Annotated in this window: 14 protein-coding genes and 4 pseudogenes; 12 read left to right on the forward strand and 6 right to left on the reverse strand. The window is 72.2% G+C overall.

Annotated elements, in window-relative coordinates; translation table 11 throughout:
• Window positions 1-17 precede the first annotated feature (17 nt).
• Window positions 18-215 (forward strand): annotated as a pseudogene (locus ACFZAT_RS31235) (FAD-dependent oxidoreductase); the annotation flags it as partial.
• Here the strand turns inward: ACFZAT_RS31235 and ACFZAT_RS31240 are convergent.
• Window positions 194-688, reverse strand: a pseudogene (locus ACFZAT_RS31240) (dihydrofolate reductase family protein); the annotation flags it as partial. The pseudogenes ACFZAT_RS31235 and ACFZAT_RS31240 overlap by 22 nt on opposite strands.
• Window positions 689-693: 5 nt before the next feature.
• Window positions 694-990: pseudogene (locus tag ACFZAT_RS31245) on the reverse strand (ArsR/SmtB family transcription factor); the annotation flags it as partial.
• Window positions 991-1149: 159 nt separating this feature from the next.
• Here ACFZAT_RS31245 and ACFZAT_RS31250 point away from each other — a divergent pair.
• From ACFZAT_RS31250 to ACFZAT_RS31260, 3 genes are all read left to right on the forward strand, one after another.
• Window positions 1150-2406, forward strand: coding sequence for an FAD-dependent oxidoreductase (locus ACFZAT_RS31250; protein WP_391268923.1), 1257 nt, complete (start codon window positions 1150-1152; stop codon window positions 2404-2406).
• A complete protein-coding gene (locus tag ACFZAT_RS31255) occupies window positions 2403-3353 on the forward strand; it encodes an RNA polymerase sigma-70 factor (protein ID WP_391268925.1) in 951 nt (316 codons plus the stop codon). Before ACFZAT_RS31250 ends, ACFZAT_RS31255 begins: the two co-directional genes overlap by 4 nt.
• 183 nt (window positions 3354-3536) lie before the next feature.
• Complete coding sequence (locus ACFZAT_RS31260) at window positions 3537-3890, forward strand: beta/gamma crystallin domain-containing protein (RefSeq protein WP_018105894.1); 354 nt, start codon at window positions 3537-3539, stop codon at window positions 3888-3890.
• A 68-nt stretch (window positions 3891-3958) separates the two neighbouring features.
• Here the strand turns inward: ACFZAT_RS31260 and ACFZAT_RS31265 are convergent, their stop codons facing one another.
• Complete coding sequence (locus ACFZAT_RS31265; protein WP_391268928.1) at window positions 3959-4438, reverse strand: VOC family protein; 480 nt, start codon at window positions 4436-4438, stop codon at window positions 3959-3961.
• A 75-nt stretch (window positions 4439-4513) separates the two neighbouring features.
• Between ACFZAT_RS31265 and ACFZAT_RS31270 the strand changes: the two genes are divergently transcribed.
• The 6 genes from ACFZAT_RS31270 (at window position 4514) to ACFZAT_RS31295 (ending at window position 8685) form a co-directional block, all read left to right on the forward strand.
• The gene (locus tag ACFZAT_RS31270) at window positions 4514-4993 is read left to right on the forward strand and encodes a nuclear transport factor 2 family protein (protein ID WP_391268930.1); all 480 of its coding nucleotides are present in this window, start codon (window positions 4514-4516) and stop codon (window positions 4991-4993) included.
• A 93-nt stretch (window positions 4994-5086) separates the two neighbouring features.
• Window positions 5087-5719: a sigma-70 family RNA polymerase sigma factor gene (locus ACFZAT_RS31275; RefSeq protein WP_391268932.1), complete on the forward strand. Its 633-nt coding sequence runs from the start codon at window positions 5087-5089 to the stop codon at window positions 5717-5719.
• On the forward strand, window positions 5716-6771 hold the full coding sequence (locus ACFZAT_RS31280; protein WP_391268934.1) for a CU044_5270 family protein: 1056 nt from the start codon (window positions 5716-5718) through the stop codon (window positions 6769-6771). The genes ACFZAT_RS31275 and ACFZAT_RS31280 overlap by 4 nt, the downstream gene beginning before the upstream one ends.
• Before the next feature lie 22 nt (window positions 6772-6793).
• The gene (locus ACFZAT_RS31285; RefSeq protein WP_391268935.1) at window positions 6794-7555 is read left to right on the forward strand and encodes a histidine phosphatase family protein; all 762 of its coding nucleotides are present in this window, start codon (window positions 6794-6796) and stop codon (window positions 7553-7555) included.
• Window positions 7552-8043, forward strand: coding sequence for a nucleotidyltransferase domain-containing protein (locus ACFZAT_RS31290; RefSeq protein WP_391268937.1), 492 nt, complete (start codon window positions 7552-7554; stop codon window positions 8041-8043). Before ACFZAT_RS31285 ends, ACFZAT_RS31290 begins: the two co-directional genes overlap by 4 nt.
• A gap of 174 nt (window positions 8044-8217) precedes the next feature.
• On the forward strand, window positions 8218-8685 hold the full coding sequence (locus tag ACFZAT_RS31295; protein WP_391268938.1) for a DUF2871 family protein: 468 nt from the start codon (window positions 8218-8220) through the stop codon (window positions 8683-8685).
• Between the two features lie 67 nt (window positions 8686-8752).
• On the opposite strand, the gene ACFZAT_RS31300 is transcribed toward ACFZAT_RS31295, so the two are convergent.
• Entirely contained in the window at window positions 8753-9946 is a 1194-nt protein-coding gene (locus tag ACFZAT_RS31300) for an alpha/beta hydrolase family protein (RefSeq protein ID WP_391268939.1), read from the reverse strand.
• 189 nt (window positions 9947-10135) lie between these two features.
• Here ACFZAT_RS31300 and ACFZAT_RS31305 point away from each other — a divergent pair, with 189 nt between their 5' ends.
• Window positions 10136-10798, forward strand: coding sequence for a helix-turn-helix domain-containing protein (locus ACFZAT_RS31305; RefSeq protein WP_391268941.1), 663 nt, complete (start codon window positions 10136-10138; stop codon window positions 10796-10798).
• Window positions 10795-11595, forward strand: a pseudogene (locus tag ACFZAT_RS31310) (MFS transporter); the annotation flags it as partial. The gene ACFZAT_RS31305 and the pseudogene ACFZAT_RS31310, both read left to right, overlap by 4 nt.
• Here the strand turns inward: ACFZAT_RS31310 and ACFZAT_RS31315 are convergent.
• Window positions 11561-12346, reverse strand: coding sequence for an SDR family oxidoreductase (locus ACFZAT_RS31315; protein WP_391268943.1), 786 nt, complete (start codon window positions 12344-12346; stop codon window positions 11561-11563). The pseudogene ACFZAT_RS31310 and the gene ACFZAT_RS31315 sit on opposite strands and share 35 nt — an antisense overlap.
• A complete protein-coding gene (locus ACFZAT_RS31320; RefSeq protein ID WP_391268945.1) occupies window positions 12343-12945 on the reverse strand; it encodes a TetR family transcriptional regulator in 603 nt (200 codons plus the stop codon). The genes ACFZAT_RS31315 and ACFZAT_RS31320 overlap by 4 nt, the downstream gene beginning before the upstream one ends.
• Between the last annotated feature and the right edge of the window lie 145 nt (window positions 12946-13090).

Consider the following 13090-nt stretch of genomic DNA (forward strand, 5'->3'; position numbering starts at 1 on the left):
CCGGGATCGCCGGTCCGGTGCTGGCCCACTGGCTCACCCGGTACGGCTTCGAGGTGGCCGTCGTGGAGCGCGCCCCGGCGCCGCGCACGACCGGCGGCCACGCGGTCGATCTGTTCCGGCCCGCCGTAGACATCTCGGAGCGGATGGGGCTGCTGCCGCGCATCGAGGAGCGGGCCACCGGCACCGAACGGCTGAGGCCGTCCTCGAAGAGGTGCGGGCCGCCGCCGAGGAAGACCGGGAAGACGGTGACGGCGAGGCGGTCGACCTGGTCGGCCGCCAGCAGGGCCTTGATGACGCTCGCGCTGGAGAGCACGAGGATGTCGCCGCCCTCGGCGGCCCTGAGGTCCTCCACCACCTCGGCGGCCGGCCGGTCGGCGACCGTCGTCCGCTCCCACGGGGCCTCGCCGAGGGTGGCGGAGAGCACCACCTTGTCGGTGTCCACGAGCCACTTGGCGAAGCCCTCGTCGCGCGGGTCGGCGCCCTCCATGCCGATGACGGTCGGCCAGAAGCCGAGGAAGCCCTCCGCGTTGACCCGGCCGAGCAGGGCCGTCGTCGCGGGCTCCCAGAGGCTGGTGAGGTGGTCGCGGGCCACGTCGGTCACGGCGTAGGGCATCACCCAGCTCATGTCCTGCGGGTTGTCCGGCGCCGCGTAGCGGCCGTCGAGGGAGAGGGCGATGTTGGTGACCACCCGGCGGCACCCGGCCCGGTGTCCTGGCCGGCGTCGTCGGCGAGCCGGCCGAGCGCCGCCGCGAGGTCGCGCAGGGGGCCGGGCCGCAGGGCGTAGATCCTGCGCTGACCGGTGCGCCGCGATGTCACGACACCGGCGCGCTCAAGCGTCTGGAGGTGCTTGGTCGTCTGCGGCTGGCGTGCGTCCGCGAGCTGGGCGAGCACGCCGACCGAGCGGGGCTGTTCGGCCAGCAGACCGACCAGCCGCCAGCGCGCCGGATCGGCGAGTGCGGTGAGCGCGGCCAGGAGGGGATCGTCTTCCATGACAACGAGTATTCTCCCAAACGAATATTCTTGTCAAGGAATGTATCGAGCCTCTTTGATCCTGCCGCGTGTGGCGCACACCACATTCGAGCCATGTCACATCCGCACCCCCCGCCCCCATCCCCTGGTCGTCAGCACACAGCGAGGGAAGGACCGGCCATGAGCACACAGCGGAAGACCCGTACGGAGAACACCCACCACGTGGTGGTTCTCGGTGCCGGATACGCGGGCATGGCCGCCGCCGTGCAACTGGCGGCCCGGACCGGGAAGCGGAGCGGCGCGGTGCGGGTGACCGTGGTGAACGCGGGGGAACGGTTCACCGAGCGGATGCGGCTGCACATGACCGCCGCCGGCCACCCGCTCGACTCGCTGAGCGTCCCGGAGATGCTGGCGGGCACGGGCGCACGGTTCATACGGGGCTGGGTGACGGCGGTGGACGCCGGGGCCAGGACCGTACGCATCGACGACGAGCGCGTCCTGTCCTACGACACGCTGGTGTACGCGCTGGGCGGGACCGCCGACACCTCGGCGGTCCCGGGCGCCGACGACCACGCGTACACGCTGAACGGCGCGCAGGACGCGCAACTGCTCGCCGACCGGCTGAACGCCCTCGACGGCGAAGGCGGCGGAGGCAGCGAAGGCGACGGAGGCCGCGAGCGCGGCACCGGCACCGTGGTCGTCGTCGGCACCGGACTCACCGGCGTCGAGTCGGCGGCGGAGATCGCCGAGCAGTACCCCCGCCTCGACGTCGTCCTGCTCGGCGGCGAGGAGCCCGGCGCGGCGATGAACGCCAAGGCGGCGGCACATGTGAGGGCCGCGCTCGACCGGCTCGGCGTGCGGGTGCGCAGCGGCGTTCGCGCGGCGAAGGTGCTCGCCGGTTCGGTGGAGCTGGCGGGCGGCGAGAGCATCGCGGCCGACGCGGTCCTGTGGACGGGCGGCACCCGGGTGGCACCGCTCGCCGCAGCGGCCGGCCTGGAGGTGGACGAGCACGGACGCGTCGTCACCGACCGCGCGCTGCGCTCCGTTTCGCACCCCGAGGTGTACGTGGTCGGCGACGCGGCCGCGATCCGCCAGGGCTACGGGGTCATGCACGGCACCTGCCAGGGCGGCATGCCGACCGGGGTGCACGCCGCGCTGTCCATCGACCGGGTCCTCATGGGCAAGCAGCCGAAGCCCTTCCGGTTCGGCTACTACCACACGCCGGTGAGCCTGGGCCGGGGCGACGCGGTCGTGCAGTTCACCCGGCCCGACGACAGCCCGCGCCGGATCTGCCTGGTGGGGGCGGTGGCCGTCCGGTACAAGGAGACCGTGACAGCCTCGCCCTGGCCGACGTACGGCCGTATGAAGAAGATGCCCGCGTCGGGAGCGTTCTGGCCGCGCGGAGGGCGCTTCACCCGTATCCGAGGAGACAAGTGAACAGCACCACCGACCGTTCCCCTCATCCCGGCCAGCACGTCTTCCTGGAGTACCGGCGGCTGCTGTTCTCCGTGGCGTACCGCGTCCTCGGCACCGCCGCCGATGCCGAGGACTGCGTCCAGGACACCTGGCTCAAGTGGTCCGCCGCCGACCGTTCGCAGGTGGCCGACCCCAAGGCGTATCTGACCCGGATCGTGACGAACCAGGCGCTGGAGCGGCTGCGTTCCGCGAGGTACAAGCGGGAGACGTACGTCGGACCGTGGCTGCCGGAGCCCATCCTGACCGGCGGCGGCCCCTCCGAGCCCGTCCCGGACGCCGAATCGGCCGCGCTGGGCGCCGAGTCGGTGTCGATGGCCATGCTGGTGGTCCTCGAAACGCTCAGCCCGCTGGAGCGCGCGGTGTTCGTGCTGAAGGAGGTGTTCGCCTTCAGCCACGCCGAGATCGCCGAGGCGGTGGAGCGTTCCGAGGCGGCGGTGCGGCAGGCCGCGCACCGCGCCCGTGAGCATGTGCGGGCCCGGCGCCCGCGCTTCGAGGCGGACCGGGCGCGGCAGCGCGAGGCGGCGGAACGTTTCCACGCCGCCGCGACGGGCGGTGACGTCAACGCGCTCCTCGAACTCCTCTCCCCCGACGTCACCCTGTGGACCGACGGCGGCGGCAAGGTCCGCCAGGCGCTGCGCCCGGTGACCGGCGCGGCGACGGTGGCCGGCTGGTTCTCGGCGATCGGCACGGTCGCCTACCAGGGCGTCGAGCCGGCGGACATGCGGGCCGAACTCGTCGAGGTCAACGGCGGTCCGGGCATGGTGTTCAGCGGCCCGGACCGTGTCATCGCCACGGTGACCTTCGACTTCGACGCGCGGGGGCGCATCACCGCGATCCACAACGTGGCCAACCCGGACAAGCTGCGGGCGGTCGCCGAGGGGGTCACGTACGACGTCGGGGCACGGTAGCCGTCGCCCTCGCCCGATCGGGTCGAAAACCGGCGGCGCCGCTCCGCCTGCCGCGCCCGCCGGTGCCACGGCTACAAGATCGTCAACGAGTCGCCACCGGCTCGGCGGAGCGCGCCCGTTCGTCACGGCGCCACGTCACCGACACGGCCGGGCCCCGGCCCGGACACGTACGAAGGAGATCCCGTGATCGCACAGGGCAAGCGGATCCTCGGCTCCCTGGCCATGGCATTCACCGCCGCGGCCTCGCTGACCGTCGCCGTCCCCGTAGGGTCCGCCTACGCCATCGACCACGTGGAGTGCGTCGGCGGCGCGGACTTCCTGAAGATCTACTCCCACCTCGACGGCCGTCAGAGCGTCGACTGCTACGCCAACGCGGGCCGGACCGACTTCGGCGGCTGGTGGGCCGACCGGATCGTCACCGGCAACAACGACCTCATCTACTACGACGTCAACGGGGACTCGGTCCGGATCAACCGCTGGACGGACATCACGTTCCCGAACAACCCGCCCCGGATCAAGAGCATTCAGATCCTCTGAGCACCCGGAAGAGCACCCGGGGCGAACCGACGGTCACCGCCGTGCGCGAGCGGCGGTGACCGTGGCCGTCACACCACGTCGAACTCATTGCCCTCCGGGTCCCGCATGGCGGTGGCGTAGAACTCCATGCCGGGCAGGTCCCTGACCTCCGTCACCGTGGCACCGGCCCCGACCAGCCGCGCCACCGTGGCGTCGACCCGCTCCTTGCGGACGTCGAGCGGGACGTCACGGCCCCCGCCCACCTTGAGGTCGAAGTGCCACCGGTTCTTGACCGCCTTCACCTCCGGGACCTTCTGGAACCACACCCGCGGCCCGTGCCCGGCGGGGTCGACGATCGACTCCGGTACGTCCCCGGCACCGGGCGGCAGTTCCTCCTCGGGCACCCCCATGTCCTCCCAGTAGGCACGCCAGCTGGCATGCCCCTCCGGCGGCGGCTCGGGGACGTACCCCAGGGCCTCGGTCCAGAAGGCCACCATCCGCCGCGGATCGGCACAGTCGATCGTCAGCTGCACCGTCATCCCGGGCACCGTCTGGGTCTCCGTCTCCATACCCGGAGCATCCCAGGGGGGTCTGACAACGCAGCGCCTTGACCTCAAGTCCGCTTGAGAGGTGAGGCTTGTGCCATGGATACCGAAGAAGCGCGGCGGCGGCTGCGACACCTGACCGACCGTGCCGAGATCACCGATCTCCTGGACCGCTACCTCCGTTCCCTGGACCACGGAGTCCTTGACGACGAGTGGGCTCGCGCTTTCCACACCGAGGACGTCACCGCCGAGATGCCCGTGGGCACCGTCCACGGGCGCGATGCCGTGCTGGACCGGGTGCGAAAGGGCATGGCGCTCTTCGACCGGACCGTGCATTTCGGTACGAACGGTGTCATCGAGATCGACGGCGACCGGGCGACGGTTCGTGGTGCCCAGCTGAGCACCCATGTCCTCGCGGGCGGCCCGGACGATGTCTTCGTCTCCGCCGGGCACGCGGAGACCGAGCTGGTCAGGACGGCCGACGGCTGGCGGATCTCCGCCAGCGCGCTGCGGATCGTGTGGACACAGGGGACTCCGCCGCGGCTGCCGGAGGAGTTCGCGCCGACCGCCGCCGTCTGACGCCCGCCCGGTGTGGCGGGGGTCACGGGAACCCGCCGCACCGGGCGGAGAGGTAGAGGTGTGAGATGTGATGATCAGGAGGACCGGGAGCGTATGCGCACACGCATCAGGGCGGGCGACCGCCAGGCGTTCGCCGCGCTCTACGAGGAGTACGCGCGGCCGGTCTACAACCATGCCTACCGGCTGACGGGCGACTGGTCGGCGGCCGAGGAGGTCATGTCCGAGACCTTCCTCGCCGCCTGGCGCACCCGGCAGTCCGTCGAGCCGGAGGGCGATTCGCTGCTGCCGTGGCTGCTCGGCATCGCCACCAACAAGGCGCGCAACGCCAACCGGGGCACCGGCCGGCGCCTCGCCTTCCTGGCCCGCCGCCCCGCCCCGGAGCCCGTCGCGGACATCGCCGACGCCACGGCCGGCCAGGTGGACGACGCCCGGCGGCTCGCCGCCGTCCGGCAGGCGCTGGACGGACTGCGCCGCCAGGACCGCGAGGTGCTGGCCCTCTGCGTCTGGTCCGGCCTGGATTACGCGGAGGCCGCCGAGGCGCTCGGCGTCCCGGTGGGCACGGTGCGGTCGCGGCTGTCCCGCGCCCGCGAACGGCTGCGGCGGCTCACTGACGACCGGCTGGCCCGGGAACGCAACGACAACGCCGGGGAACCCCGCCCCCGTCGCGGAGAGGTACAGGGCAGGGCCGCGTTCGTGGCCCTGCCCATCCAGGAGGAAGCCCGATGAACGACCGTCCCTCCGGCCCCACCGGGGCCGAACGCGAGGAACTGGCCCGGCTGCTGCCGGCCCCGGCCGAACGGGATCTGCCCCCGGGGCGCCATCTCCACCACAAGGAAACACTGATGCAGCTGATCGACCAGGACGGCGACCGCGCCACCGCCCGCCCCCGCCTCCTGCGCCCCGCCGTCCTGCTGCCCGCCGCCGGGCTGGCCCTGGGCGGGGTCCTGTTCACCACCCTCGCCGTGACCGGCCGGGACGAGGCCCCCCGCACCGCCGCCACGGCCCCGGCCCCGCGTGGCGCGACCGTGCTGCTGGACCGGATCGCCACGGTCGCGTCGAAGAGCGACGCGATCGAGGTCACCGACGCGCAGTACGTGTACGTCAGGACGTTGCAGGCCGAGAACACGGGCACGTTCGGCGGGCCGGTGAAGCTGGGCAGGCCGGGTGAGCGCGAGGTCTGGATGGCGCAGAAGTCCGGACCGGTGATCCACGAGGGGCTGATCCACCAGGACGGCAGGTACTACCCGATCGAGGTCGGCGTCCCGGACGGCGAGAAGCCCGTCGGCTACCCGGCGGGCCTCAACCGGCCCACGTACACCTGGCTCGCCTCCCTGCCCACCGACCCCGACGCCCTCCTCCGCAGGCTCGGCGCCGAGATCACCGCGGACCAGGACGCCCGCGACACCCCGGCCGACGAGCGGGACCCGGACCAGGACGCCTTCGAGGCCATCGGCGAGCTGCTGCGGGAGACCCTGATGCCGCCGAGGACCGCGGCCGCGCTGTACAAGGCCGCGGCCAGGATCCCGGGCGTGAGCGTGGACTCGGACGCGGTGGACGCGGCCGGCCGGCACGGCATCGGCGTGGCCCGCGACAACGAGCGCGCCGGCTGGCGCACCGCCTGGATCTTCGACGCGAAGAGCCTGGCGTACCTGGGCGAGCGGACCTACCTCGTCCGGGACACCGCCATGGGCCGGAAGGGCACCGTCACGAACACCTCGGCGGTCCTGGAGCGCGCGGTGGTCGACGCCCTGCGCGAAAAGCCTTCGACCACGGCGTGACCCCGGGCCCTACCCTGACGGCATGACAGACGCGGTACGGGGAAGCGGCGAGGCGGCGCCCTGGCGTCCCGAAGGGGAACCGGGCGGGGCGCCCCTCGCCGTGCCGAACGCGCTCGGCGGGCTGTGGGCGGTCCGGCACGGGCAGAGCACCGCCAACGTCGCCTTCGCCGGGGCGGGCGCGGCGCCTCTGGAGGGCCGGGACCGCGACGTACCGCTGTCCGCCCTCGGTCAGGCACAGGCACGGGCGCTCGGGCGGTGGCTCGTGGAGTACGCCGGTGAGCTGGACCTCGTCGTCTGCTCGCCGTACGTACGGGCCCGGCAGACCTGGCAGGCGATGGCCGGGTACGCGGCCGGTGAGGGCGTCGCTCCGCTTCCGCTTCTGGTGGACGAGCGGTTGCGGGACCGGGAGATGGGCGTCTTCGAGCTGTACCCGCCGGCCGCGCAGGCGGCGCGGGACCCGGAGGAGGCCGCCCGCCGGGACCGCCTGGGCGAGTGGTTCTACCGCCCGCCCGGCGGGGAATCGCTCGCCGATGTCGCCCTGCGGGTGCGCGGGTTCCTCGCCGATCTGGAGCGGGCCGCTCCCGGGCGGCGCGTGCTGCTCGTCGCGCACGACGCGGCGGTCGTCGCCGTCCGCTTCGCCCTGGCGGGCCTCGGCACGCCGGCTCCCGAGGCCGTGCCGCCGGTGCCCAACGCCTCGCTCTCCCACTGGGAGGGCGACGGCCGCCGCATGGACCTGCGGCTGTGGGGCGGGACCGCACACCTGGAAAGCGAGGGGACGGCATGACGGGCGACGATGTGCTGGAGATCCTGGACCTGCTGCGGGAGGCCGGTGCGGAGGTCTGGGTCGGCGGGGGCTGGGGCATCGACGCCCTGGTGGGGCGCCGGACCCGGGAGCACCGGGATCTGGACCTGATGCACCGCCTGGAGCAGGAGCCGGCGGTCCTCGCCGCTCTTGCCGCGGCCGGGTTCGCCGAAACGCTCGACTGGCGGCCCGTGCGGTTCGTCGTCTCGGATGCGAGGGGACGTCAGATCGATCTGCATCCGCTCGTGTTCGGCGTCGGCGGGGGAGCCCTCCAGGAGTCGCTGGAGCCCGGGGAGCCGTTCGTGTATCCGGCCGACTGCTTTGTCACGGGCAGCGTCGGGGGCCGCCCCGTGCCCTGCCTGTCCGCCGCGCAGCAGGTCTTTTTCCACCAGGGTTACGAGCCCAGGGACCGGGATCTCCACGACATGGCGCAGCTCCGCGAGGCGTTCGGGATCAGCACGCACTTCTGATCCCGGAGTCGGGCGGGACCGACCGTCCGACCGCGTACGAGACGCGCTCGAAGGCGGCTTGAGGCCCGCTCGCGAAGTTCCCCGGCGAGCTGCGTGAAACGCCGTTGCGCACGGGACCTGGTGCTTGAATGGCCGCGATCAATACGGTATTCGACCCAGGGGGCGAACTCCGCCATGCGGAAGTCGTATTACGCAGCACACGTCTACATGATCGTCGGAGTGATCTCGGGGCTGTTCTACCGGGAGTTCACGAAAATCAAGGACTTCCACGGCGATACGCAACTGGCGCTCATGCACACGCACCTGCTGGCGCTGGGCATGCTCGTCTTCCTGATCGTCCTCGCGCTGGACAAGGTCTTCGGACTGTCCGGCTCGAAGCTGTTCACCGCGTTCTTCTGGTTCTACAACATCGGCATCGCGATCTCGACGGCGATGATGGGCGTCCACGGCATCCTGACGGTGCTCGGCCGCGACGAGGACCACATCGCGGAGGCCGTGCCGCTGACCGCCGGGCTCGGCCACATCCTGCTGACCGTGGGGCTGATCCTGCTCTTCATCCTGCTCGGCAAGCGCGTCAACGAGCACGTCAAGCCGGCTGCCGCACCGAACGAGCCGACCGCGGAGACGGCGGGCGCCGTCTGATCCCGCGCCCGGGGACCTCGATTATTACGGCGTAATAATCGAGGTCCCCGCGTCGCGCGACCGCTCGCTACCGCGCGGGCGCCTGGAACGCCACCTCCGGATTGCCCGGCGTCGGGCCGTCGAGCAGACGCTGCGGTACGCCCTTGAGGTGGAGGTCGAAGAAGGCGGCGACGTAGTCGCGGGTGATGGCGCCGGACCGGTCGGCGGGCAGCGGTGCGGAGGGGTCGTCAATGCCCAACTGCGCACCGAGCAAAGGCAGGTCGGTGAACGTGAAGTGGCCGGCTCCGGCCACCGTGAGCCACCTCTTCCAGCCGTCCAGGCGCGCCCAGTCGCGGTCCCACGTGGTGTCGGAGGTGCCGCCGGACGCGTGGTCCGCCTCGGTGCCGAGCATCATGAACGGGCGGCCCCGGAGCCCTGCGGCGGGGACCGGATCGAAGAAGGTCCCGTCCATGTTCACGCCCGCGCGCACGCGCCGGTCGGCGGCCATCGTGGACGCGGCGGAGTTGCCGCCGATGGAGTGCCCGGCCATGCCGATGCGCCGCCGGTCGATCATCGAGGCGTACCGCCAGGCGGGGTGAGCGCCCGTCAGCCGGTCCAGCAGGAACGGGACGTCCTTGGCCCGGTTCCGTGCGACCTCCGCATATCCCTCGTAACCGGCCCGCTCCACGTAGTCGCAGGCGGCGCAGGGCAGGGCGCGCCCGCCCGGGAAGACGGTGGTGAGGGATTCGTGGGCGTGGTCGACCGCCGCGACGACGTACCCCCGGGACGCCAGGTCCGTCGCGAGGGCCGTCAGCGTGGAGCGGCCCTGCCCGAACCCGGGCGACAGCACGACGAGCGGAAACCGCCCGCGCGCGGGCGCCGCACCGGTACGCGCGTACGTCTCGGTGGCCCCGATCACCCCGGGCGCGACGGCGCCACCCAACCCCTTGGACTCCAGGAGCAGTTCCGCCTCCCGCACGCTCATGTACGGGGCACGCACCCCGGTCCCGGCCCGCGCCGGATAGAACACGGACACCAGCAGCTCGCGTGCGCCCGCCTCCGGTGCGTACGGGTCGGCGCGGCCGGTGTCCCGCAGGTGCACGGTGTCCTCGCCGACGGCGTGCGGCCCGGACGGGGCGGGGAGCCGAAGCCGCGGGGCGGGGACGCCGGACACGGTCGCGCCGGAGGCGGGTTGCGGGGCGGCGACGGCCGGGACGGCGGCTGTGGCCCCCAGGGCGAGGACGAGGAGCGAGGCGGCCAGGGCGCGGTGACGAGTTCTCATGCCCCGAACGCTAGGCGGGGGTCCGACACCCCAACATCCGTCCCTGGGATGCGACGTGGTCCCTCCACGGTCGCATGGGCGGGGCGCGACTCGTACTACGGGCCGACGCCCTTCACAAAGAGTTGTTCGCAAAGATTTCTTCGCGAATGACTCTTTGCGAAGAACTCTTTGCGGTCTATCGTGTGCCGCATGGCTGATGTGGCGAAGGGGCCGGACGACCCGGCCGTCGACAAGGACTCCGTCGTTCTGGACGCCAAGGGACTGCGCGCCCTGGCCCACCCGGTTCGCGTACAACTGATCGGACTGCTGCGGAAGTACGGTCCCTCCACGGCGACCCGGCTCGCGGAGCGGCTGGGGGTGAACTCGGGGACGGCCAGTTACCACCTGCGGCAGCTGGGCGCGACGGGCTTCGTGGAGGAGGACGCCGGACTCGGCAACGCGCGCGAGCGCTGGTGGCGTTCGGTGCACCGCACCATCTGGTTCAACGACCCGGAGCTGGCCGACCGGGAGCCGGAAGCGGTCCTGGCCTATCTTCAGTCCGTCGCGGCCATCCACACCCTCCGCCTGCAGCAGACGCTGAACGAGCTTCTGACGATGCCCCCGGCATGGCGCAACTCCTTCGACATGAGCGACTGGGCGCTGCGGCTCACGCCCGAGGAATCCGGTTCCCTGGAGCGGGAGTTGAAGGAGGTCGTCGCGCGCTACCGGCGGGACGACCCGGGTGCCGCGGCAAGCGCCCCCGAAGGTGCCGAGCGGGTCGCCGTGATCGCGTATGTCCTGCCCGAACTGGACGCGCCCGGCGCGTCGCCGTACCCCGTGCCCCCGGAAGCGGAAGACGGACCCGCGTCATGACCGGGGGCTCGTCGGAGAGCGGCGGCATATCGGCCACAAGGTCCTTACGGCCGCTCGTCGGGGTGCTGGCGGCCATGGCGATGTCGCTGACCGGCACACGGATCTCCGTCGTGGCGCTGCCCTGGTTCGTCCTCGTCACGACCGGCAGCCCCGGCCGCACCGGGCTCGTCGCCTTCTGCGAGATGGCCCCCTACGTGGTGGTCAAGGCGTTCACCGGACCGCTGGTGGACCGGACCGGGCCGCGGGCCGTTTCCTGGACCACCGACCTGGCCAGCGCGACCGCCGCCGTCGCGATTCCCGTTCTGCACGTCCTGGTCGTGCTCTCCTTCCCGCTGCTGCTGGGGCTGGTCGCGCTGATCGGGGCGGCCCGGGGCCCCGGCGACCTGGCCAAGGAAGTGATGGTTCCGGAAGCGGCCGAGCGCGGCCGGGTGCCGCTGGAGCGCGCCACGGGCCTGTCCGGTGTGATCGAGCGGCTCGCCTCCACGGTCGGCATGGCGCTCGGCGGCGCCCTGGTGGCACTGCTGGGCCCGCTGGCCGCGCTCGCCGTCAACGCGGGCTGCTTCGCCCTGGGGTCGGTGGTCATCCGGATCGCGCTGCCGCGTGGTGCGGGGCGCACCGCCGACGATGCCCCCGACGCGCCCGAGGAGTCGGAGCCGGGCTACTGGCGGCGCTTCGGTGAGGGCTTCAGTTTCTTGCGCGGTGAGCCGCTCCTGCTCACGGCCATCGTCATGATCGGCGTCACCAACCTGCTGGACGCGGCGTTCACCTCGGTCCTCGCTCCGGTCTGGGCCAGGGAGTTGCCAGCGCGGCCACAGCCCGTCCGAGATAGGCCGGGGTCTCCGAGTAGGCGAAGTGCGCGTCCTTGGCCGCGCCGTCCCGCCAGTTGGCCTCGGTGACACCGAAGCCTTCCAGCATCGCCTCCGAACGCAGGAAGCCCGGCGTGATCGCCACGGCGGCGACGCCATGTGCCTTCAGCTCGGCAGCCTGAGCGACGGCAAGGCGGATCACCGCCGACTTGGCGAGATCGTAGAAGAACGAGCCCCGGTAGCGGGCGGTGTTACCGTCCGTGACCTCCACCACGAGACCGCTCCTGCGGGCGACCATCAGCGGCAGCGCGAAGCGGCTGGTGATCACATGGGTCTCCACGGCCCGCCGCATGAGCCGGAGGCCCGTGTCGAGGTCCTGTTCCCACAGCGGACGCTCCCAGTCGGTCAGTGGATCTCCGCCCCAGACGGAGTTGACCAGGATGTCGAGCCGCCCGCCCTGTTCGGCCGCGATCCGGTCGACCAGCGCGCGCACCTCGTCCGGGCGGCTGTGGTCCGTACGGACCGGGATGCCGCGTCCGCCGACGGCGGCGATCATCTCGACGGTCTCCTCGATGGTCTCCGGACGGTCCAGGTCGGAGCGTCCGGCCGCGCTGCTGCGGCCGGTGACGTACACCGTCGCGCCCGCGGCCCCGAGTTCGACAGCGATGCCCCGCCCGCCGCCTCGGGTGCCACCGGCGACCAGGGCCACCCGCCCGGCCAGCGGTTGTGCGTCGATGGTCATGCTTCCTCCGTATCGGAGCGTCGGTAAGGGGACAACAGGTGGTCGAGCTCCGCACGGACTCGCTGGGCGAGCGTTCCCCTGCGGTCGAGGGCCCACAACAGGCCGGCACCGGAGGTGATCGCCTGTACGGACCCCGCCAGGGCCCTGGTATCCGTTCCGGCGCGGAGTTCCCCCGCGCGCAGGGCCTCCGCGAGGAGCCCTTCGACGGCCCGGCTCTGGGCCTGGTGGATGGTCAGTGCGTGCCGGCGGAACTCCGGATCCGTCAGATCGATGCACAGAAATGCCAGATGGTTGGCGTATGTCTCGGGCGTGTCCATCAACGCCATCGGCTCTAGGATCAGCGCCGCGAGCGCGCCGAGCGCCGATTCGTGCGCCCCGCGTCCCGTGCCGGACCGCGCCTCCGCATCCTTCGCGGACCGCTCGGCGAGGGCCAGAAGCAGCCCGCGCTTGGAGCCGAAGCGCTGCACGAGCGTTCCGGGCACCAGCCCCACCTCACGCGCCACCACGGCCAGGGTCAGCCCCGCAGGACCCACCCGGCCGATCACCTCGGCCGTCGCACGCAGGATCACCGCATCCTCGATCCCTCGGGGGCGCCCCATCGCTCACAGCTCCTCATTAATAAATGCTCGTTCATTCATTAAATACCTCGGCCGGCTGGAAGACAACCCGGACCGCGGCAGGGGGTTTTCCCCACCGGACATCCGGATGATCGCCTCATCGTGGCGGCCGGGGCCGTTCGGACAT

The organism is Streptomyces sp. NPDC008163, assembly GCF_042956885.1.
Lineage (GTDB): Bacteria > Actinomycetota > Actinomycetes > Streptomycetales > Streptomycetaceae > Streptomyces > Streptomyces drozdowiczii_A.

Bases quoted from the DNA above. Each gene is read 5' to 3' on its own strand.
- ACFZAT_RS31290 (WP_391268937.1), top strand. From the start codon at position 7,552: ATGACGGGCGACGATGTGCTGGAGATCCTGGACCTGCTGCGGGAGGCC.
- ACFZAT_RS31275 (WP_391268932.1), top strand. From the start codon at position 5,087: ATGCGCACACGCATCAGGGCGGGCGACCGCCAGGCGTTCGCCGCGCTC.
- ACFZAT_RS31265 (WP_391268928.1), bottom strand. From the start codon at position 4,438: ATGGAGACGGAGACCCAGACGGTGCCCGGGATGACGGTGCAGCTGACG.
- ACFZAT_RS31295 (WP_391268938.1), top strand. From the start codon at position 8,218: ATGCGGAAGTCGTATTACGCAGCACACGTCTACATGATCGTCGGAGTG.
- ACFZAT_RS31315 (WP_391268943.1), bottom strand. From the start codon at position 12,346: ATGACCATCGACGCACAACCGCTGGCCGGGCGGGTGGCCCTGGTCGCC.
- ACFZAT_RS31250 (WP_391268923.1), top strand. From the start codon at position 1,150: ATGAGCACACAGCGGAAGACCCGTACGGAGAACACCCACCACGTGGTG.
- ACFZAT_RS31305 (WP_391268941.1), top strand. From the start codon at position 10,136: ATGGCTGATGTGGCGAAGGGGCCGGACGACCCGGCCGTCGACAAGGAC.
- ACFZAT_RS31280 (WP_391268934.1), top strand. From the start codon at position 5,716: ATGAACGACCGTCCCTCCGGCCCCACCGGGGCCGAACGCGAGGAACTG.
- ACFZAT_RS31300 (WP_391268939.1), bottom strand. From the start codon at position 9,946: ATGAGAACTCGTCACCGCGCCCTGGCCGCCTCGCTCCTCGTCCTCGCC.
- ACFZAT_RS31320 (WP_391268945.1), bottom strand. From the start codon at position 12,945: ATGGGGCGCCCCCGAGGGATCGAGGATGCGGTGATCCTGCGTGCGACG.
- ACFZAT_RS31270 (WP_391268930.1), top strand. From the start codon at position 4,514: ATGGATACCGAAGAAGCGCGGCGGCGGCTGCGACACCTGACCGACCGT.
- ACFZAT_RS31285 (WP_391268935.1), top strand. From the start codon at position 6,794: ATGACAGACGCGGTACGGGGAAGCGGCGAGGCGGCGCCCTGGCGTCCC.